24 protein-coding genes are annotated in these 20248 nt (G+C 54.6%); 11 read left to right on the top strand and 13 right to left on the bottom strand.

Annotated features, from left to right (window positions below):
- Window positions 1-146 precede the first annotated feature (146 nt).
- From hemL to thiD, 3 genes are read right to left on the bottom strand one after another with little or no spacing between them, the layout of a single operon-like run.
- Window positions 147-1427 carry a glutamate-1-semialdehyde 2,1-aminomutase gene (gene hemL / locus AC52W5_RS00630; RefSeq protein ID WP_495669630.1) on the bottom strand — a complete coding sequence of 427 codons (1281 nt, stop codon included), beginning with the start codon at window positions 1425-1427 and terminating at the stop codon, window positions 147-149.
- Window positions 1424-2128 (bottom strand): thiamine phosphate synthase, encoded by a 705-nt coding sequence (gene thiE / locus AC52W5_RS00625; protein ID WP_495669576.1) that lies wholly within the window; start codon window positions 2126-2128, stop codon window positions 1424-1426. The genes hemL and thiE overlap by 4 nt, the downstream gene beginning before the upstream one ends.
- A complete protein-coding gene (thiD, locus tag AC52W5_RS00620; protein WP_113066473.1) occupies window positions 2091-2930 on the bottom strand; it encodes a bifunctional hydroxymethylpyrimidine kinase/phosphomethylpyrimidine kinase in 840 nt (279 codons plus the stop codon). Before thiD ends, thiE begins: the two co-directional genes overlap by 38 nt.
- A gap of 48 nt (window positions 2931-2978) precedes the next feature.
- Here thiD and AC52W5_RS00615 point away from each other — a divergent pair, with 48 nt between their 5' ends.
- The 3 genes from AC52W5_RS00615 to AC52W5_RS00605 are packed head-to-tail and all read left to right on the top strand — an operon-like array spanning window position 2979 to window position 4161.
- Window positions 2979-3176: a rubredoxin gene (locus tag AC52W5_RS00615; protein ID WP_011381910.1), complete on the top strand. Its 198-nt coding sequence runs from the start codon at window positions 2979-2981 to the stop codon at window positions 3174-3176.
- A complete protein-coding gene (gene gloA / locus AC52W5_RS00610) occupies window positions 3177-3566 on the top strand; it encodes a lactoylglutathione lyase (RefSeq protein ID WP_495669575.1) in 390 nt (129 codons plus the stop codon).
- 13 nt (window positions 3567-3579) lie between these two features.
- Window positions 3580-4161, top strand: a complete 582-nt coding sequence (locus AC52W5_RS00605; protein WP_495669574.1) for a hypothetical protein — start codon at window positions 3580-3582, stop codon at window positions 4159-4161.
- A 53-nt stretch (window positions 4162-4214) separates the two neighbouring features.
- Here the strand turns inward: AC52W5_RS00605 and AC52W5_RS00600 are convergent, their stop codons facing one another.
- Both AC52W5_RS00600 and AC52W5_RS00595 read right to left on the bottom strand, forming a co-directional pair.
- Window positions 4215-4505: a hypothetical protein gene (locus AC52W5_RS00600; RefSeq protein WP_495669573.1), complete on the bottom strand. Its 291-nt coding sequence runs from the start codon at window positions 4503-4505 to the stop codon at window positions 4215-4217.
- A gap of 141 nt (window positions 4506-4646) precedes the next feature.
- Window positions 4647-5801, bottom strand: coding sequence for a mechanosensitive ion channel family protein (locus AC52W5_RS00595; RefSeq protein WP_495669572.1), 1155 nt, complete (start codon window positions 5799-5801; stop codon window positions 4647-4649).
- Window positions 5802-5834: 33 nt separating this feature from the next.
- Between AC52W5_RS00595 and AC52W5_RS00590 the strand changes: the two genes are divergently transcribed.
- Window positions 5835-6029, top strand: a complete 195-nt coding sequence (locus AC52W5_RS00590) for a hypothetical protein (protein ID WP_166637051.1) — start codon at window positions 5835-5837, stop codon at window positions 6027-6029.
- Here AC52W5_RS00590 and AC52W5_RS00585 read toward each other — a convergent pair.
- From AC52W5_RS00585 to purM, 5 genes are all read right to left on the bottom strand, one after another.
- Window positions 6020-6613 carry a phospholipase D family nuclease gene (locus AC52W5_RS00585; protein ID WP_495669571.1) on the bottom strand — a complete coding sequence of 198 codons (594 nt, stop codon included), beginning with the start codon at window positions 6611-6613 and terminating at the stop codon, window positions 6020-6022. The genes AC52W5_RS00590 and AC52W5_RS00585 overlap by 10 nt on opposite strands.
- Window positions 6610-7875 carry an RsmB/NOP family class I SAM-dependent RNA methyltransferase gene (locus AC52W5_RS00580; RefSeq protein WP_495669629.1) on the bottom strand — a complete coding sequence of 422 codons (1266 nt, stop codon included), beginning with the start codon at window positions 7873-7875 and terminating at the stop codon, window positions 6610-6612. Before AC52W5_RS00580 ends, AC52W5_RS00585 begins: the two co-directional genes overlap by 4 nt.
- A 163-nt stretch (window positions 7876-8038) precedes the next feature.
- A complete protein-coding gene (locus AC52W5_RS00575; protein WP_495669570.1) occupies window positions 8039-8803 on the bottom strand; it encodes a DUF3108 domain-containing protein in 765 nt (254 codons plus the stop codon).
- Entirely contained in the window at window positions 8800-9438 is a 639-nt protein-coding gene (gene purN / locus AC52W5_RS00570; RefSeq protein WP_107762844.1) for a phosphoribosylglycinamide formyltransferase, read from the bottom strand. The genes AC52W5_RS00575 and purN overlap by 4 nt, the downstream gene beginning before the upstream one ends.
- A 51-nt stretch (window positions 9439-9489) precedes the next feature.
- Complete coding sequence (gene purM, locus AC52W5_RS00565; RefSeq protein ID WP_113066467.1) at window positions 9490-10548, bottom strand: phosphoribosylformylglycinamidine cyclo-ligase; 1059 nt, start codon at window positions 10546-10548, stop codon at window positions 9490-9492.
- A 208-nt stretch (window positions 10549-10756) separates the two neighbouring features.
- Between purM and hda the strand changes: the two genes are divergently transcribed.
- From hda to AC52W5_RS00545, 4 genes are all read left to right on the top strand, one after another.
- Window positions 10757-11431: a DnaA regulatory inactivator Hda gene (gene hda, locus AC52W5_RS00560; protein ID WP_074975125.1), complete on the top strand. Its 675-nt coding sequence runs from the start codon at window positions 10757-10759 to the stop codon at window positions 11429-11431.
- The gene (locus AC52W5_RS00555) at window positions 11428-12090 is read left to right on the top strand and encodes a histidinol-phosphatase (RefSeq protein ID WP_495669569.1); all 663 of its coding nucleotides are present in this window, start codon (window positions 11428-11430) and stop codon (window positions 12088-12090) included. The genes hda and AC52W5_RS00555 overlap by 4 nt, the downstream gene beginning before the upstream one ends.
- 145 nt (window positions 12091-12235) lie before the next feature.
- Entirely contained in the window at window positions 12236-13228 is a 993-nt protein-coding gene (locus AC52W5_RS00550; protein ID WP_133669886.1) for an iron ABC transporter permease, read from the top strand.
- 29 nt (window positions 13229-13257) lie between these two features.
- Window positions 13258-14361, top strand: coding sequence for a tellurite resistance/C4-dicarboxylate transporter family protein (locus tag AC52W5_RS00545; RefSeq protein WP_495669568.1), 1104 nt, complete (start codon window positions 13258-13260; stop codon window positions 14359-14361).
- 56 nt (window positions 14362-14417) lie between these two features.
- Here AC52W5_RS00545 and AC52W5_RS00540 read toward each other — a convergent pair whose 3' ends face one another.
- Complete coding sequence (locus AC52W5_RS00540; protein ID WP_495669567.1) at window positions 14418-14762, bottom strand: hypothetical protein; 345 nt, start codon at window positions 14760-14762, stop codon at window positions 14418-14420.
- Between the two features lie 234 nt (window positions 14763-14996).
- Here AC52W5_RS00540 and AC52W5_RS00535 point away from each other — a divergent pair, with 234 nt between their 5' ends.
- The 3 genes from AC52W5_RS00535 to AC52W5_RS00525 all read left to right on the top strand — a co-directional run bounded on the left by AC52W5_RS00535 (window position 14997) and on the right by AC52W5_RS00525 (window position 17200).
- Window positions 14997-15419, top strand: a complete 423-nt coding sequence (locus AC52W5_RS00535) for a response regulator (RefSeq protein WP_166637052.1) — start codon at window positions 14997-14999, stop codon at window positions 15417-15419.
- Window positions 15420-15696: 277 nt separating this feature from the next.
- Entirely contained in the window at window positions 15697-16239 is a 543-nt protein-coding gene (locus AC52W5_RS00530) for a chorismate--pyruvate lyase family protein (protein ID WP_495669566.1), read from the top strand.
- Window positions 16240-16453: 214 nt separating this feature from the next.
- Window positions 16454-17200: a 4'-phosphopantetheinyl transferase family protein gene (locus tag AC52W5_RS00525; RefSeq protein WP_495669565.1), complete on the top strand. Its 747-nt coding sequence runs from the start codon at window positions 16454-16456 to the stop codon at window positions 17198-17200.
- A 24-nt stretch (window positions 17201-17224) separates the two neighbouring features.
- Here AC52W5_RS00525 and AC52W5_RS00520 read toward each other — a convergent pair whose 3' ends face one another.
- On the bottom strand, window positions 17225-17857 hold the full coding sequence (locus tag AC52W5_RS00520; RefSeq protein WP_495669564.1) for a class I SAM-dependent methyltransferase: 633 nt from the start codon (window positions 17855-17857) through the stop codon (window positions 17225-17227).
- Window positions 17858-17885: 28 nt separating this feature from the next.
- The coding region (locus AC52W5_RS00515; RefSeq protein ID WP_495669563.1) for a non-ribosomal peptide synthetase at window positions 17886-20248 on the bottom strand (2363 nt) is incomplete at its 5' end.

The raw sequence follows: 20248 nt of genomic DNA, 5'->3' as shown, positions 1-20248 counted from the left end.
TGATCAGAGTCCGGCAAGACCGCCGCGGAGAGGGCGCGGGGCAGAATGCGGTCCAACCCCAGCAGTCAAGCCTAAGCCTGTGTTCGCAGAGCAGTATCTTCAAAGGAAGATACTGCCTCGCTATCAGCGGCAACTGCCCGCTGTTTTTATTTCCCCGCGAAGATTTGTTCAGCAGTGGCTAGCGTCTTGCTGATTTCAGCATCACCGTGTGCCGTGGAAACAAATCCGGCTTCAAATGCTGACGGGGCGAAATAAATACCTTTCTCGAGCATCGCGTGGAAGAATCCATTGAAAGCATCGCGGTTGCAGCTCATCACTTCAGCGTAACTTTCCGGTAGCGTTTCCCGGAAATAAAGGCCGAACATGCCGCCTACCGCCTGTGCACAGAAAACCACGCCATGTTTCCTGGCGGTTGTGACCAGCCCTTCGGTGAGTGCGCGGGTACGGGCGGTCAGTCTGTCGTAGAATCCCGGTGCCTGCACCAGCTTCAATGTAGCGAGACCGGCAGCGACTGCAACCGGGTTTCCCGAAAGCGTACCCGCCTGGTAGACAGCCCCCACTGGCGCAAGGCATTGCATGATTTCTCGCCGGCCTCCAAATGCAGCCATTGGCATACCGCCGCCGATCACTTTGCCCAGCGTGGTGAGATCGGGTTTTATTCCGTAAAGCCCCTGGGCACACTCAAGTCCGACGCGAAAGCCTGTCATCACCTCATCGAAGATCAGCACGCTGCCGTGACGCGTGCACAATTCGCGCAAACCCGGCAGAAAGCCGGGGCGAGGTGCGATAAGATTCATATTGCCCGCCACGGGCTCGACGATGACGGCCGCAATTTCGGCGCCGAACTGACCGAAAGCCTGTTCAACACCGGCAAGATCATTGTAATCGAGCACAACCGTGCTGGAAGCCGTTTCAGCGGGAACACCCGCGGAACTTGGATGGCCGAAAGTCAGGGCGCCGGAGCCTGCCTTCACCAGCAGGGCGTCGTCATGGCCGTGATAGCAGCCTTCAAACTTAATGATGCGATTCCGCCCGGTATAACCGCGCGCAAGGCGGATTGCGCTCATGGCGGCTTCCGTTCCGGAGCTTACCAACCGCACTTGCTCAATGGAGGGCACCAGCCGGCACAGCAGTTCCGCTATCTCGAGTTCCGCCTCGGTGGGCGCCCCAAAAGTCAAGCCGTTCTTTGCTGCCGTATAGACCGCCTCAATCACTTCCGGATGGGCATGCCCCAGAATCAGAGGGCCCCAGGAACCGACATAATCTATGTAGGACTTGTCATCCGCATCCCATGCATAGGCGCCTTCACCCTTTCTGAAAAAAACCGGCGTACCGCCGACCGATTTGAAGGCGCGAACCGGCGAGTTGACGCCACCGGGAATGAATTTTTGCGACTGCTCAAACAATTGCTGGTTACGTGACATTATTGGCTGGTCCTTGACAATGAGGGATGAAACGGCTGACGCTTGAATAACCCGGAAAACTTGTCGGCCTCGGACCGGATATCTCGTGCGCCAAACAGAGCGTTGCTGACCGCTACAGCATCCGCACCGGCGCTGATCAACTCCAGCGCATTATCGCTATTGATGCCGCCTATGGCGACAATGGGAATACTGATCTCAAGATTTCCCTGCTGTAGCAGGTCAACGGAAGCAGGCACGGTATCGGACTTTGTGACGGAAGTAAAAAAAGCCCCGAAAGCAACGTAATCCGCCCCCCTGCACTCGGCTTCGATGGCAGACCCAAGTTCGTTGTAGCAGGAAATCCCGATGATCTTTTCATGACCCAGTTTAAGCCGGGCTTGAGAAATGGGTGCATCTTCCCGTCCCAGATGCACCCCATCCGCCCCAACCTCGAGGGCAAGATCGATATGATCGTTGATGAGGAGGGGAACCTCAAACTGACGGCAGAGATGAGCGAGCGCGCGCGCCTGTTCCCGGCGCAGTTCCTCATTCATCGTTTTGCTGCGGTATTGAACCAGTCGCGTACCTCCGGCAAGCGCGTTCCGTGTCATCGCGACCAGACTCGCTGTATCTCCTGTATCTGGCGTGATCGCATATAGACCGGTTATTTCTCGCCGCGAGGCAGCGCTACATCGCCTGATTTCGATCCTCGACACTGTTCTCATCACGCGTCCAGAATAGCCTGTCTGGCAGATGTTGTCCCATTCCAGGCCTGAACCCGGCTTTCAGTGACTGCCAGGTGTATTCCTGCGCTTCATATACACCCTCTGCAATAGGCAATCCATTGGCAAGCGTGGCGGCGATAGCAGAGGCGAGTGTGCAACCTGATCCATGATATGAGCCAGTCAGGCGATCCCACGCATCCGTGCGCACGATGCCGGTAGTTCCGTATAGGGTGTTCACCACCTGCGAAGTGTTTTCATGGGTTCCGGTAACGAATACATATTCACATCCCAAACGCAGCAATCGGGCTGCGCACTGGTGCAAATCCGGCATATCGGACTCATCCTCATAATCCTGCGCCAGCCGCCTCGCTTCGAGGCTGTTGGGCGTGATGATGGTTGCCTGCGGCAGCAGCAATTCCCGCATGGCAGCGACCATTTCCTCATTGGCGAGTTCATCGCCACGGCCCGACGCAAGCACAGGGTCCAGCACGACCGGAATGTTGGGATAATCCGAAACCACTTCGGCAATCGCTGCAATAATTTCCACGCTGCCCAGCAAACCCATTTTAAACACATGCACAGGCATGTCCTCAAGAACCGCGCGTGCCTGATCCGTCACCCATTCTGGGTCCAGCGCCATTACATCATCTACCCCGGCCGTATCCTGCACCGTCACGGCAGTGACGACCGAAAGGGGATGACATCCCATGCTGGCCAGAGTGAGAATATCAGCCTGAATACCGGCGCCCCCGGTAGAGTCGCTGGCAGCAAAAGAAAGTACGATGGGGGGTGGCTGAGACATGAACTAATACCGTAAAATGATATTTTAACCCAAATACCCTTACTCATCATGACTACCACCGAAACGACCGAAGTGCGTGTCTACCGTTGCTATATGTGCCTGATTTGCGGCTATGTATATGACGAGGCCGAAGGGTCTCCGCAGGAAGGTATTCCGCCCGGAACAAGGTGGGAGGATGTTCCGATGAACTGGACCTGTCCCGAATGTTCAGCGCGTAAGGAAGATTTTGAGATGGTGGAAATCTGAATGCGCATACTTCATACCATGCTGCGCGTGGGCGATCTGGAAAAATCGATTGCTTTTTATACGGACGTGCTGGGAATGAAAGTGCTGCGCCGGAAAGATTATCCCGAGGGGAGGTTTACCCTCGCATTTGTCGGTTATCAGGATGAGGCTGAGGGAACGGTATTGGAGTTCACCCACAACTGGGATACCAGCAAATATGACCTGGGCACCGGTTACGGGCATATTGCGATCGAAGTCGATAACGCCTACCAGGCGTGTGAAGAAGTGAAGAAGCGGGGCGGCAAGGTTACACGCGAGGCAGGCCCGATGAAGCATGGTGTCACCGTGATCGCTTTCGTGGAAGATCCTGACGGCTACAAGATCGAGTTCATCCAGAAAAAAACCGCGTAAAGCCGCACTCCATATGGATGAGCCAGATAACCCTGCCACGGAAGCCGTTAAGTCAAATAATATTCCTGCTCGACTGCTGATTTCTGTTACGCGGCGTCTTTTCATCGCACTGGTTATTCTTTATGGCCTCTCATTGACCGCTGCTGCCCTATTGAGGGAGTCCATCTATATAGTGCCGCTGCTCGTATTCGCCAGTGGCGTGATCGGCGGATTTGTCGGTCTTCAACGCCGCCTGAAGGATTTGACTTTGTTCGATCTGGAGTTGATAGCGGAGTCCTGGGTTTACACTGCTCTTTCTCCCCTGGTTGGGGGTGTATTGGCTTTTTTGCTTTTTATACTTTTTCTTTCCGGTTTGCTATCCGGCGATCTGTTTCCCGTTTTTCTGCCTGACAGCAATTCATCCTCGGAAAGTTTCCTGTCGATTTTCGAGCAACATGGAGAAGGACACAAAGAATATGCAAAACTGATATTCTGGTCTTTTATCGCAGGCTTTTCCGAGCATTTTGTTACGGACGTGATCAGCAGATTTGAAGGAGCAGCGGTGAAAAGCCTGCCTTTAGCGGGGCAAGAAGAGTCAAGGCGAATTCCACGCTAAGACAACCCCGTAGATAACATCGTCTGCTAGCATCGTCATACGCCTCAATAAAATCAACGTTCGTTATCCTGACGATCCTGCCAGTTGAGATAGAGGACAGCTATCGTAATGATGGCCAGAGGCAGGAGTACGTACAGGCCGAGCGCAAAACCTGCTCCATCTCCATGATGAGGCGGCGGACTGCTGATGATCTTGTAGCCATGTGCTGTTCCAACCAGGAGAGCGAGAACCAGACCCCCCATGCGGCGGTTCGCGATCAGCTTCCGGCCCGACAACTCGTTCAACATGTGGGCCGCGTAATAGCCAAGGAAATAGATAACGGTATAAAAAACCAAGGCGCCCATAACAGTTCGGATATCACTGATTTCTTCCGGAACAATATTACCATCCGCATCAGGAATCCGGACAATTCTCCAACTTGGCGGCAAGTGGAGGCAGAAGCTATAAACGGAATGCTGTGGCTGAAGTGGCTGAAAAGCCTCCAGTCAACGCTTGATTCCGTTTTCTCCGAATGTCCGCCAGATATCAAGGTTGATGTCGGACCGTAGCGCGGGCAGATTCTTCTCCGCTTCTTCCACCCACGCGACGAGTTCCAGAACAATCCCGCCATCGACGAATTCCTTGAGATACACTGCGGGAGCAGGATCGGCCAATATCTGCTGACGCCTCTTTGCCGCTTCCGACATGATTTTCATCGCGGCCTCGATCGGGCTGTCGTAGCTGATCCGCATCGGAAAGACAAGGCGCAATCGGCGATCGGAGTAGGGATGGTTGATGACAGCCGAAGTAATGAAAACATCATTGGGAATGAGGATATTGGTGCCTTCTTCGCTCTTCAGTACCACATACCGCGTAGTGAGCGAGGTTACCTCACCTTTGCGGTTATCCACTGTGACTATATCGCCGAGATGGAGGGAGTGGTCCAGCAGGATGATAAACCCGCTGATGTAGTTGCTCGCTATCTTTTGCAGTCCCAGTCCGAGCCCGACGCCGAGTGCGCCACCAAACACGGACAGAAACGTAATGTCCACGCCGATCATGGGCAGCGCGACCGTCACCCCCATGACGATCAGAATGGTGCGGCTGATCTTCGACAGAATGACACGCTGGTTGATATTCAGCGCCCTCGCCATCATGATGCGCGTTTCAACCGAACTCGCAAGCGACAGCGCCACGAGCATGCTGACGGTGAACGCGATGAAACCCTGCGCGATCAGCAATATCGAAATGCGCTGCTTGCCGACATGCAGTGAAACGTCATCGAGAAGGGCCAGAATTTCGGGTAAAAGCCCTGTGATGTAAAGCGCGAATCCTATCCACACTGCCCAGCCGATGAATCGTTCCCATGGGCGCAGCCACTCCTGGCGGCGAAACACCTTGCGCAGCATGTAGACTGCGGCCCGGATCAGAACGAGCGCGAACAGAATCGGAATAATGATATTGAGCAGGGGCGTCGGATACCAGTAGTCCAGCGCCCACTTGCCGACGACAGTAAAGACTAGCGCAAAAAATGGAAACAGGAGCCGGCTCAAGCTGCGTGCGCTGATGGTTAGCGCCCCGCCGGCGTTGACACGCGCCGGAGCGCGCCGTATGAACTGCCTTTGCAACAACCACGCCATTCCCATGCTCGCAGTCAACACAGCAAGCTGCCACAGGACGGGGACTTGCTGTGCATGAGCAAGCAGTTTGTTCAGCAGACTCTGGAATTCAATGTCGAAGTGCATCCGTTGAAACAGGAAGATGGACGGCGCCGGAAATGGATGGGCTGGCGGCAGATTCTAGCACGCGTAGATTACTTTCCCCTCATGCCGCATTTCGGCTCAGGGAAGCACATGCTTACACGCCTGAATCACTTGAATCAGCGGTAAGGCCGCGCATGGCTGAAATGGTCCAGCCAGTTTTCCAGGTAAAGGTTCACCAAGGCGGAATTCCCCCGCATCACGAGCACGTTTTCCGCATTCTTGTGCTGCGCCGCATGGGTGAAATTGAAGCTGCCGGTAATCAGCGTAGCTTGGGCGCTGCCTGCATCGATCAGCATCACCTTGTTGTGGGCACTGCTATGATTCGAGTCCATGAATACCAGCACACCTTGTGACGCCATTCTTGTAATCAGACTGGTCGGAATTTTTTCGGTCTGCTCCCTGTCCGCAATGACTTTCACATCCACTCCGCGATGCCTGGCTGCGATTAAAGCATCGGCGATTCTGCGATGGGTAAAACTGAAAGCCTGGACCAGAACCTGGGTACGAGCGCCATCGATGGTGTCCGCAATCAGTTTCCCCGCATCATGCCCCGGCGTGAAAGCAACCTGCACAGTGCCGGAAGCGGACAGGACTGGAGGCGGCTTGCGATAGGAAGGTGGCTCAAACGCTGCGGCAGAGGTTGCCAGAAGTATGGCAAGGGAGCCGGCCAGATATTGCTTCATGGAGGAGCTACGGTCCGATGACATCATGTTTGAGCCTTTCCTGATTCCAGCGCGGCGGCAAAAAAACCATCCGTACCATGCAGCCTGGGCTGGAGTTGCATAAACACACCGGTGTCGAGCGGAATTTTTTGCTGGTGCAACAACTCGGCGCAATTCAGCAGGCTGAAGCGGGGGTTATTCGCAATAAAATTCTCAACGATTTCCCGGTTTTCTTCCGGTAAAAAGCTGCAAGTGGCATAAACCAGTCTGCCACCCGGTTTAAGCAGGTTAGCCGCAGATGACAGAATGGCAGCTTGCTTACGCTTGAGTTCCTCGATGCTTTGCGGCGACTGGCGCCATTTCAGATCCGGGTTTCGCCGCAGGGTTCCGAGCCCGCTGCAAGGTGCATCCACCAGCACCCGATCGATTTTTCCCGCCAGCCGTTTCACCTTTATGTCGTTTTCATTCGCGATAAGCTGAGGGTGGAGGTTTGATAAGCCGGAGCGCTTGAGGCGGGGTTTGAGATTGTTCAGCCGCTTTTCCGAATTATCGAAAGCATAGATGCGCCCTTGCGAGCACATCAGCGCACCCAGCATCAGCGACTTTCCTCCCGCTCCCGCGCAGAAATCCACTACCATGTCCCGGCGCCTGGGCGCAAGCAGATAACCCAGCAGCTGGCTGCTTTCATCCTGGACTTCGATCTTGCCGCTCATGAACACTTCATGCCGGTTGATCGCGGGCTTCCCGGTGAGGCGGATGCCGATCGGGGAATAGGGCGTCGGTGTTCCTTCGATTCCATCTTTTCTCAACAGCTCGATGACTTCCTCGCGCGTCGCAAGCTGCGTATTGACCCGCAGATCGAGGGGCGCGGGTGCTTGCAGCGAGCGGCCCAGATCAAGGATAGCGCCATCGTCCATGAATTCTCGCAGTTTTTCCAACAGCCATTCCGGAAATTCGGCCTGGACGCCAAGTGACTGCGATTCCAGCGACACGGCTTTCATTTCCGCAAGCCGTTTTGCTTCTGTTTCACTCACCAAGGGCACCAGCTCGCGCAAGTTCATTCCTGAGAATTTCGCTAAATAAGCCAGCAGGAGCGAGCGGGGTGTGGCAATTTCCACGACGCGTTCCAGAAAAAAACGGTGGCGCAGAATACCGAACACGGTTTCAGCAATGAACGCGCGATCGTTCACGCCGAGTTTCCGATTGTCCTGGAAAAAATGCCGCAGTAACGAATCAGCCGGATGCTGCAGTGGAAGTACGGCGCGCAGTGCAACGGTTGCCATGTCGAGATGGGCAGGGGTAAGACGTATTGTCATCAATTATCGATACTGCTGGGGGAAGCCAAAAGCGGACACAAAGCAGTCCTATAGCAGGACAGGCAGGCACAAAGGAGGTATTCGGGCAGGTGGCACGCGCTACCCGGCACAACCTCTCCGACGTCCAGGTGATTTTACAGGTTTGCCGCAGCCGGGCCTATTGCAGGCGGCCCTGCTTTATACCGTTCATCGACTCTCCATAGCTTATTTTTGTCACCATCTGATCCGTCACGATGCCGATTTTCTCGGTAGCCACGACGCGGACCGGCAGCATATGGTGATCGACGGCAAGCCAGATTTTTTTATCCCGATCCCCTTCTTTTTCCAGTTGCTTCGTCAGCACGATCGTTTCGAGCTTGCCCATTGGAGTATCGAGTGTTTCCTTGCTGACCGCATAACAAACCGGCTCCAGGTGTTTTCCGTCGGTTTCGTGCAGGTTTACCATTTTGCCGGGGGCGGAAGTAAACATGAAGCTGTAGAGCAGGCTCAGCTTGTCCTGGGCATCGGCAGGCAGCGCTTTTTGCTCTTCCCCGCGCTTATGCTGAAGGGTGATCAGTTTCTTGCCCCAGTCGAAAATCGCCACTTTGGGCACCTTGTTTCCGTGCTGATCCGAAAACCGCTCCGGCCGCAGCGTCCCTTGCGTCGTGATGATGCCTTCACTGTCACGCACCAGGGTGTCCGGTTGTGTCAGCGCCAACAGGCCTTTGGCCTTGCCCTCGCTGTACAGGCTGTAGCGGCGCTCGCCGTTTTCCTGAGTGATTTTCAGCGTGTCATTCATGTCCGCTTCGAGGCTTCCGGATGTAACCGAATAACTGATATCGACCCGCGAGGGCACTTCTGTGCCGCAGGCAGCGCAAGCGGAAAAAGCGGGAAAAGCAAAAAAAACTGCTCCCGACAACAGGGTTAGAAATAAAAATCTCATTTGGATAATCCCGGTGAATATAAAACAGAATCGTCGAAATCGGCATCGCTCACCTCAACACTGTTATCAGAGAGCTTCAGCCGGTCTTTCATAAACCAGCGCACGGCTTCAGGATAAATGCGATGTTCCTGTTGCAGTACGCGCGCGGCCAGCGTTTCCTCGGTATCACTAGGTATAACCTGAACAGCCGCCTGTATAATGATCGGACCCCGATCTGTTTCGGCGGTGACAAAATGCACTGTGCATCCATGCACCTTCACGCCCTCCTTCAACGCCTGCCTGTGGGGATGCAGACCGGGAAAAGCGGGCAGCAGCGAGGGATGAATGTTTATCAGCCTGCCTTCATAGCGGCTGACAAAACTACCCCCCAACAGGCGCATGAAACCGGCCAGGGCAACGAGATCCGGTGCGTAGGCATCAATGACCTCTGCAAGTTTCTGGTCAAACACCTCGCGATCCGGGTATGACCTTTGGTCCAGCACAATGGTTTCATAGCCGCGGCTACGCGCGATTTCGAGTCCTGGCGCCTCTGGCTTGTTGCTGATGACCGCCGCTATCCGGGCGGGAAGATTCGCTTCCAGCAGTGCCTGCATATTGCTGCCCCGGCCGGAGATAAGGATTACGAGTGACTTCATGGATCAGCAGCAGGATTCAGATCCCGCCTGTGCCTCGTTGCTTCACGCTGCTCACTCGATGATCGTCCGGGATTCGTCCGCGCACTGCTCGCGAATGGTGCCAATGCGCCGCCCGATTTCCCCCATTGATTGCAGCAACTGCGTGGCGGTATCGATATACTCCGGCGCCACGATGACGGCCATGCCAATGCCGCAATTGAAAACGCGGTGCATTTCGCTATCGGCCACATTGCCTTCCCGCTGCAGCCAGGCAAAAAGCGGAGGCATCTCCCAGGTTTCTTTCTTCAGTATCGCCGTAAGGCCTTCAGGCAGAATGCGCGGAATATTTTCCAGCAGACCGCCGCCTGTGATATGCGCCAGGCCTTTAACCGGTACATGCTTCATGAGTTCGAGCAGAGGCTTCACGTAGATCCGGGTAGGCGCCATGATTACATCTATTAACGCCTTGCCATGGAAATCGGCGGACAAATCCACATTATTTTTTTCGATGATCTTGCGGATCAGGGAATAGCCATTTGAATGGGCGCCACTGGAAGCAAGCCCCAGCACTGCGTCGCCGGCCTCAATGGTTGTGCCCGTGATGATTCGATCCTTCTCGACCGCGCCGACAGCGAAACCTGCAAGATCATATTCGCCTTCCGGATACATGCCCGGCATTTCAGCGGTTTCTCCGCCGATCAGGGCACATCCCGCCTGCTCGCACCCGGCGGCAATACCTTTCACTACCAGGGTGGCAGTATCCACGTCCAGCTTTCCACACGCGAAATAGTCCAGGAAAAACAGTGGTTCTGCTCCCTGCACCAGAATATCGTTGACGCTCATCGCAACCAGGTCGATGCCGACCGTATCGTGTTTGCCAGATTCGAACGCAAGCTTCAGCTTGGTACCTACCCCGTCCGTACCCGCTACCAGTACCGGATTGTTGAATTTTCGGGAAATTTCGAAAAGCGCGCCAAAGCCGCCGATGCCAGCCAGCACTTCAGGACGCAGGGTACGTTTTGCGTAGGGCTTGATGTTTTCCACCAGGCGTTCGCCCGCGTCGATATCGACACCGGCGGCGCGGTAAGAGAGAGGAGCAAGGTTTTCTTCGGGAGGCTGGGATGTGGTCAAGTTGAATTCTCGTCCTGTTACAGATAGAGTGGCGTTTGAAGCCGCAATTTTACCGCAAATGGCGCCCAAGGAACCTAACACGGAGCCTCAACACCGTTCCTCTGACCGTTCGAGTTTGATAGCGGTTTTTCGGACAATACTCCCGATCTGCGTCTGCGTCCGTATCACCTGTTTCTTATCCTGATATCCAGTAACAGACCCCTCGTTGATGAAGCAATTACCGCTGGACATAATCCCTCCGCCACCAGCCTTGTCCAATTTCGTGCCGGGCCGCAATGCCGAGTTGTTGCAAACCCTGGATAACATTCTAATGGCGCGGGAGCACGAGCGTTTTGTTTATTTATGGGGTGGAACGGGTTGCGGAAAAAGCCATCTGCTGCAGGGTGTGGCCAGTGCGTGCAAGCGCAATGACATGAACACGCTTTATTTCGCGTGTGGCGAGAGAACGTCTTTTGCGAATGGCAGCGAGGTAGATTGCGTGATGGTGGACGACGTGGATCGCCTTGGCGCCGATGCCCAGATCGGACTATTTCATCTCTATAATCGCATCCGTGACGAAGGGCGAGCATTCCTGCTGGTAAGCGGTTCTGTTGCTCCCGGGCAGTTGAAGCTGCGCGAAGATCTGCTTACGCGCCTTGCATGGGGCCTGGTGTATGAGGTTCACGAACTGACTGATGAGGAAAAAATGGAAGCCATGAAAAACCACGCCAGCAGCCGCGGCCTTGCTTTGCCTCAGGAGGTATGTGACTACCTGCTGCGGCATGAGCGGCGCGATTTGACTTCCCTGATGGCGAAGCTTGACGAACTGGATAAATATTCACTGGCGAGTCACCGGAAAATAACTGTTCCGCTGGTACGCGAGCTATTGCAGCCGGCCTCATGAACCTCGCTCTGTTTGACCTCGATAATACGCTGCTTGCAGGCGATAGCGACTTCCAGTGGGGACAGCACCTGATCGAGCAGGGGGTGTTCGACCGAGAAGTCCATGAGGCCCGCAATATCGAATTCTACGAGCAGTACAAGGCCGGCACTCTGGATATCCAGGAGTTCCTTGATTTTCAGTTGAAGCCCCTGTCGCGTCATCCGCGCAGCCAGCTGGATGCCTGGCACAGGGATTTCATGGAAAAAAGAATTCTGCCCCTGATCACGCCGCAGGCGCGTAAGCTCGTCAATCGGCACATGCTTGGCGGCGATTTGTGCGTCATCATTACGGCAACCAACAGTTTCGTGACGGCGCCGATTGCAAGGGCGTTTGGCATAAATCATCTCATCGCCACCGAGCCGGAGCAGAAGGATGGGGAATTCACGGGCAGGGTTTCCGGCCCCCCCTGTTTCCAGGAGGGCAAGATAGTGCGCCTGGAAAGCTGGCTGGATCAGCATAACCTGACCTGGTTATCTTTCCTGGAAAGCTGGTTTTACAGCGACTCTTTAAATGATCTGCCACTCCTTAAAAAAGTGACCCGCCCGGTGGCGGTTGATCCTGACGCAACACTCAGGGCGCATGCGGAAAAAAACGGGTGGCCCGTCATCAGCCTGCGATAGCAGTCAGAGGTGGGGGTATAGGGAGAGCGAGAGGGTGGCAAAGAGCAGCCCATGCTGCCCATACTGAAACGACCCGACGGAAACCAGGAATTGTTGCACTGTTCGCCTTCGCTTCATTCCGGCGGGGATATGTCTGCGCGTTGACATGACCTCAGGACCGACCTTCGCCAGATATTCCTACCCCCTGCTGCTGATTCTTTTCGGTTTGCTGGCTATGGGCAGCCTTTTCACCGGCTTGCTGTTCGGCAGCGTTCATATTCCGGTTTCAAGCGTCGTTCAGGCGCTGCTGTCTTCAACCGAAAGCATCTCCCATCAGATTATCTGGCAACTCCGCTTGCCACGGGTACTGGCCGCCTTTGCCTGTGGCGGTCTTCTGGCGCTGGCGGGCGCGCTGTTGCAGGTTTTATTGCGCAATCCCCTCGCCGATCCGTATATCCTGGGGGTTTCCGGGGGTGCAGCCGTAGGTGCACTCCTTGCAATGCTCCTTGGATGGGGAACTTTGCTTACGAATCTGACGTCCCTGGCGGGAGCGTTGGCGGCCGTTGCCATTGTATTCGGCCTGAGTTTTCGCGCAGGCAACTGGAATCTTTACCGGCTGCTTCTGACCGGTGTGGTGTTGTCCGCTGGCTGCGGGGCGCTCACAACGTTGATTCTTACCCTTGCACCCGCGAGCGATGTCAAGGGCATGCTGTTCTGGTTGATGGGCGATGTTTCGCGTGCCGAAGAACCGTTGCCTGCCTGGATAACGCTCATTCTCGTATCCGCCGTGAGCCTGCTTTTTTCCGGCAGCCTGAACGTTCTCACATTGGGTCAAATGAAGGCAAGAACCTTAGGCGTGGCTGTGCTACCGTTGCAAATAGGGATTTATTTTTGCGCCTCCCTTGCCACAGTTGCAGCACTGATGCTCGCGGGGGTCATCGGTTTCGTCGGCCTGATTGTGCCGCATGCCGTTCGCCTGCTGGGAGTCAGCAATTTTCGCTGGCTACTGCTCCTGGCAGTATTATTGGGGGGGAGTTTTCTCACACTGGCGGATACCCTGGCGCGCACGTTATGGGCGCCGCAACAGTTACCCGTAGGCGTATTGACCGCTTTGCTGGGCGTACCGATGTTATTGCTGTTGCTTTCACGAAAACCTTGATCATTTCCGCCTCATGAACGGGCACTATCATGAGCCGATACCGGGCCATCATCAGTAACGGCATAAAGAATTTTCATCCTGCCTACTTTGCCATGGTGATGGCGACCGGTATCGTATCGCTTGCCTTTGAAGCGATGAGCTTTTCCGCCATAGCAAAGGCGCTCTTCGTACTGAATCTGGTTTTCTATCTGGCCCTATGCATCGTCTTCGTCGCACGGATGGCATTTTTCCTGCCGGATCTGAAGGCGGATTTCCTGACGCTGCAGCGCGCCTGGCTGTTTCTGACGTTCGTGATTGGAACCAATACGATTGGTATGCAACTGTTTGTCTTCGAGCATGCTGCCGGGCTGGCAGCGTCACTTTGGCTGGTGGCGCTGGTCGGCTGGTTCATATGCATTTATTCAGTTATCGTCAACCTCGTCTCCGCGCGCTCGAAACCCATCCACGAAATCGTGAGCGGTGCGACGCTGCTGGTTGTGGTGGGCACGGTTTCAGTGGCCCTGCTCGCCACTCATCTGCTTGAGGCAATAGCAACACCACCTGATTACGCTTACGTAACAGTGGGTGCGTTCTGGATCCTTGGATTCATCCTGTACCTGGTGATCGTGTCGCTGGTAACCTATTGCCTGTTTTTCAGGCGATTCGAGACTGTCGATTGGGATGCGCCGTACTGGATCTGCATGGGCGCTGCCGCAATCATCACGCTGGCGGGCGCGGACTTTGTCACGCATTTACCCCTCCTTCCCGCATGGAACGGCATACGGGAATGTGCACTGGGGATGACGATATTTGCCTGGGTCGTTGGCACATTGTGGATTCCCTATCAGGTGATCATGGATATCCGTAAATTCACGTGCGTCGGGATCACCGGGCCTGTACCGCTGTGCGTTAAAGTCTTTCCCTGGTCCAGGTTGGCATTGGGGCGGCAATATCAGGTTTATGATCCTCCGGCATGGAGCAGAGTCTTTCCGATGGGAATGTACGCGGCCTGTACCCTTGCTCTGGCGAAAGCGGCGGGAGATGAATCCCTGGCGGTTATTCCGCACTATTGGGGATGGTTCGCATTGCTGATATGGGCGCTGACATTGATGGGCGCGCTACGTTCCCTTATTGACGCATTCTCGCCCGAGTGAAGTGGATTGCGGCAACCGCCCGGATTGCCCCCAAGGCAATAATGCCGACACATCCTTCAAACACGCTCAAAATTTCCGTCCAACCAGAGCGCCATTACTTCATCGGCAAGCTCGTCCAGATCCCAGTCTGACAAATCCACGTTAGCCGTATTTTCAAGCGAGATACGGTCTTTCCCTGGATCATCTGGTGAGCGCGCCACTCTGGCCGTGACGCCGGATCGGTGCACCGCAATTCGCGAAATCATTTCAAGCGTCCAAAGCGAACGCCAGTTCTCGTTATCCCTGCCCATAAGGTCTGCTCGCTCTCGTGTTGCGCGTAACTCATTCTGCCACTCGCCGAGCAAATGGAATTTTTCGTACGTGTGGAAAATTCGTGTTTTTCTGATCGCATTTTTGTCCATTCTTGGACCAGAAATATGTTCGCTACCGTACCAAAAAAGGTGGACTTAAGATGATCTCGTTGTCTTTGATTCAAGACGAGGCGTATAACCTGCGGCATTCTGGTGGGGAGGAAAAAGTAGAGTGCGATACCGCACGATTGGCGCACGTAGCTCGTGATACTGTCTGCTTTGATCGTCCACCAATGCCTTCTGGCAATGGCAAGGGCAAATTATCAAATCCGAGGGAGGCCACTGATGCAGATAGAAGATCTGGTGCTTCTTTCCGGACTCAAGGTCTTGATCGTGGATGACGAACCAGGAGCCTTGGATGTCACGAAACGCATGTTGTCTTTCTATCAAGCCAACGTCATCGTTTGCCTCAGTGCCGCCGAGGGATTGAAACAGCTGCAAGCGCACAGGCTGGATGTGATCGTCAGTGACATCATCATGCCCCACATCGATGGTTACCAGTTCATTCAGGCTGTGCGCAATTTTCCGCCAGACAAAGGCAGGGATATTCCTGCGGTTGCGCTCTCTGTGCTGAGTGAGGGAGAGGCGCAAGTCAAAGCGGTCAGTGCAGGTTTCCAGAAGTATCTTTGCAAGCCTATCCGGTTCGCCGCGCTGATTGGAACGGTTGCAGGTGTGGCAGGCATCAATCCCGGTAATGCTCGCCAATGAGTCCTGACTGACAAGGACAGCCCCGCAAGAGATCAAGGAATTTCCCGTCGTTCCCATATCATCCGTTATCGTACCTTCTACTCATTCAAGAAATCCCTCACGGATTGCCCACGGGCCCCATCGGATGCGGCCTTGATGGCAAATGCCCCGCCTGCCGCATTGGTACGATCCAGTTTTATTCCAAGGGGAAAGTTAAGAGACAAAGGAGGCAAAGGTGGGGAGGGATTCAGCCGGGCTGGATTATGCGGCATAATTCACCCTTTTCAGCTCTTCCGGAATGAATGCTGCCCCGCTATCGGACTGGCATCCTGCACTCTCTTCCATATCGCCCCGCGCCCGTAGCTGGTTGCAGAATCACGGCTCTCTTACCCAGCTTATTCAACGCCGCTGCTGCGGGGAATTCAGCGTCAAGCCCGTGTTCCAGTCGTTGGCAACGGTCTGCGGCGATGAGCTGGCAGTGATGAATTTACGGCGGGATGAACTGGCGTTAGTGCGGGAAGTGTATTTATATTGCGGCGAGACGCCAGTGGTATTTGCCCATTCCGTGGTGGCACGGAAAGATTTGCGCGGCGCATGGCGCAGCCTGGTTGGACTTGGTAACAAGTCGCTGGGGACAGTATTGTTTACCAATCCTATCGTCAAGCGTACACCGCTCCGCTTCAAGAAACTGACGTCCGCTCATCCGCTTTTCACCCGCGCCTGCCGCAAGTTGCAGGTACAGCCGGCGAGTCTGTGGGCGCGCCGCTCCCTGTTCACACTGCATGGCCAGTCCATATTGGTTACCGAAGTATTCCTTCCTTCCATCCTGGAACTCGCGTGATACTCACTCAACGTCTCGTGCATTGCGAAAAGCTGATGCGGTTGGGTAAGTCCATCTCATAATGCTGCGGCCCGTGCCGGATACTAGCTAACGGTATTGTTGGAGGCTTCTATGCTGTTGGCGCGGTCACCAAAAAAATTGATAGCCACATTCTGTGGACCGGCGCAACTACGCGGATACGTTTGGCATACAACAGCACATGTGGGAATAGGGCATGAATGATGGAGCTTCCACGGTGATCGGACTTCCCGAACGAACGGCTCACCTCTGGTTCGTATCGGTTGCGCAAACGCGGATATCGTTCGATTATCACCTGTCGCTTCTTGATGAAGAGGAGAAACTTCATGCTGCCCGCTTCCACTTCCGTCAGGATCGGGAACAATCCATTCTAGCCCGCGCCTCTCTTCGCTCGTTGATGGCCCGATATACAGGTTTTGCTCCTGAGCGGATTCGGTTCAAAAAAAATCAGTACGGCAAACCGTTTCTTCAATATCCCGACAGTTCAGTGCAGTTCAATGTAACGCATTCCGGCGATTGCATAATCCACGCCGTCACAGGCGGAGCCGAGATAGGAGTGGATGTTGAGACAGTCCGGGATTTCAGTTCGCTCGGGTCGATTTCCTCATATTTTGCAACTGGCGAGCAGGCCTGGCTGGATGGGATGGCTCATGATGCCCGGGATGACGCATTTTTCATGCTGTGGACCTGCAAGGAGGCCTACATCAAAGCGCTGGGACGAGGACTTTCCAAGCCCTTGGACAGCTTCGAGATTGGCATCGTGAATAACGAGCCGAAGATTCTCTTTGACTCCGATGATCATGCTCTTGCGGATTCCTGGCAATTGCTGCTCTTTAAGCCAAAAAGAAACATGGTCGGCTGCGTTGCTGTCAACACGTCGATCAACGCAGTTGAATTTTGGGATTATGAGTCAGGCCTCCGCTGGCATCCATCTGATCAATAGCACATTGATCGGGTCGCAGGACTTCTATCGAACCCGGATGAAGCACTGTATATAGGCTTCACCGCTATTCCTTGTGACGTAATCGGTCGTCGCGTACGAGGCATAGGATCGCCGCTCGACCATGATCCGGTCAAAGTGATGGACGAATTGCCATCGCAGCACCGGGCGGGTAGAGAAGCAGGGGATAAAGACTCCGCCTTGTCGCAATGTGCGCGTTACCGCCGGCATTACTTCCATCCATAACTCTTCCTCATCCCATAGTGAAACCGGGACGAGATAGGGGTCGAAGAAAATGCCGTCGACGCTTTCCGGTTTCATCTGATGGATATACTCGAAAAAATCCGCCTCCACAATTTCCAGCGGTGTCGGGGGCGAGGGATTACGTTCACGAAAAAGCTCGATGACCTTGGGAAATTTTTCGATTACGGTATGGTGGCGGGTCGCGGGGTTGGCGGCGATCCGCAGTGCTGAAATGCCCAAACCCAAGCCCACTTCGAGGAATTCCGAGCCAAACCCGCAAAGGATATCGGCTGATTCCCACATGAGTGCTTGTTCCCATCCTTGCATGGCCTGACCGTCACCTATGTAAAGCGTAACCTCGTCATTGGTCTCGACGAGGTTTATTTCAGGACTTTCCCGTTGCTGTATGATGTCCATTGTTGCCTCCTTAGTTTCCTTAATCTCCTTAAAGTGCTGTTTGAACGGGACTGTCGGCAGAGGCAAAACGGTCCAGCAGTGCTTTCAGGTCTGCCGAAAGCTCGACCTCTCCAAGTGCGGAGACGCTTGCGCGATGCCTCCATCGCGGTAATGGCCGGATCGCTGGCAATGGTACGCTCTCCGACTGTGCGCCAGTAGCAACGAGCGCCAGATCCGCAATGACGGGCGTCTCAAAAATCTGCTGGAGCGGCAGTTCCACCCCGAATTCATCCCGCAGCCGCGAAATAACCTGGGTTGCAAGAAGCGAATGCCCGCCGATTGAAAAAAAGTTGTCCTGAACACTGATATTCTCGATGCCGAGTATTTGCCGCCAGATTTCCGCAATCTTTGCCTCCGCAGCGTTCTGCGGAGGGACGAAGCTGTCAGTCAGCGTAATCGGTGTGGGCAGCGCCTGGCGATCGAGCTTCCCGCTGGGGGTTGTGGGCAGTTCCTCCAGTATGACAAACGTTGACGGTACCAGGTAATCGGGCAGTTGCCTGGCAAGATGCCGCCGCAAATCACCTGGGGCCAGGGCGTGTCCGGGCTGTGCGGAGACATATCCGACAAGCCTTTCGCCATCGCCATCGCATGATTCTTCCGCGATAACAGCTGCCTGGTTCACTCCAGGGCAGGCCAGAAGTTGATTTTCAATTTCTCCCGGTTCAATGCGATAACCACGTACCTTTACCTGAAAATCCCGTCTCCCGATGAATTCGATACTGCCATCCGGAAGCCGACGGCCGAGATCGCCGGTCCGATAAAGAGGTCGTCCGTTCGTACCCGCCGGAAACGGCGCGATACTGCCTTGTCGCCAGTAACCCAGGGCAATAGAGGGACCGCACAATACGATCTCTCCCGGACAATAAACCTCCGCCGATTCCCCGGTTTCATCCAGCAGGAGAAGCTCGATGCCATCAACCGGATAGCCGACCGGAACGGAATCCCGCACCAATGGCGTTTTGTGGTCGATAAAATACTGTAGCGCCATGGTTGATTCAGTCAGACCATAACCATTGACGAGAAGGCAATCCGGGCTGAAGTGCGCCCGAAACAGGTCGACATCGCGCCGATACATAACTTCCCCACCCAGTGCAATGAGGCGGAGTTTTTCGAGACGGGCATTTTCCGGTATGTCATTGACAAGGTGACGGAATACGGTGGGTGTCGAATGAAAAACTGTAATTTCATGTTCCACAAGGCAATTGACAAGCGCACCCACACCCTCCTCTCGCACCGAAACAGGATACAGTGTCGCGCCATTCAGCAGGGCGCCGAATACATCCTGAACGGCAGCATCCACGCCATATGAAGAGACAAATGTGAGGCGATCCTCTACGCATATGTGCAGATTATTGCTGTAGGCGCGCACCTGACTCAGGACGTTGCGATGAGTCTGTACTACGCCTTTCGGCGCTCCTGTAGAACCTGAAGTGTAGAGAATATAGGCCACTGCATCTGGAGAAACCGGAGGCGGCAGACTCACGTCGTAGCATTCAGTCTCGGCAAGCAGAATTGACCGGACATGCGCCGAAGAAAAGCCGGTCACGTCTGTCAGGACTGCAGCTGCGCTGGAACTGCCGATGAGTTGTTCAATCCGGGCCTCTGGATGAGCAGGATCCAGGGGAATATACGCTTTCCCGGCTTTTAGTACACCGAGCATTGAAGCGATCATGTACGCCCCGTCGCGGAAGAGCAGCGCAATTCGTTCTGCGCCTTCCCCTCGCATGGCAAGAACTGCATTGGCAATCCGGTTGGATAGTTCTTCCAGCTTTCTGTAAGTCCAACGATGGTTACTCATCCAGATCGCGACGTGATCGGGATAATGTTCCGCCTGTTCCCGGAAGCGGCTTCCTATAGACTGCTCGATCGCCTGCTCCGGGAACGGATTAAAAGGAATTTGGGATGCGACAGTGTTCCTTCCCAAGGGTATGTCACGGGTGAGCCGCAAACGGGAGAGCGGTGAATCGGGATGAGTAACTATGTTTTCCAGAAGCGTTATAAAGTGGCCAAGAATTCGTTGCATGGTAGCGGACTCAAAAAGATTCAACGCATATACGGCCTCGAGCCTGATGGTTCGATCGTATTCCATGGCATACAAGGTGAGGTCGAATTTCGTGGGCTCATCGAATTCGGCTACGGGGATGTTTAACTGGTCAGCGGATAAAGCATCGGGTTCAGCACTCCGGGATTGCGAGACAGCTTCAGGGCGTCGTTCCCCGATATTCAGCAGATTGAACATTACCTGGAAGAGCGGGGCCTGGCTCAAGTGTCGTTTGGGAGCGAGTTTGGCGACCAGCATCTCGAAAGGCATGTCCTGATGGGTGTAAGCAGCTGTTGTCACGTTGCGCACGC

The sequence above is a fragment of the Nitrosospira sp. CT genome (assembly GCF_059489795.1).
Note: the sequence above shows the minus strand (reverse complement) of the source record. Positions and strands in the feature narration are given on the sequence as shown.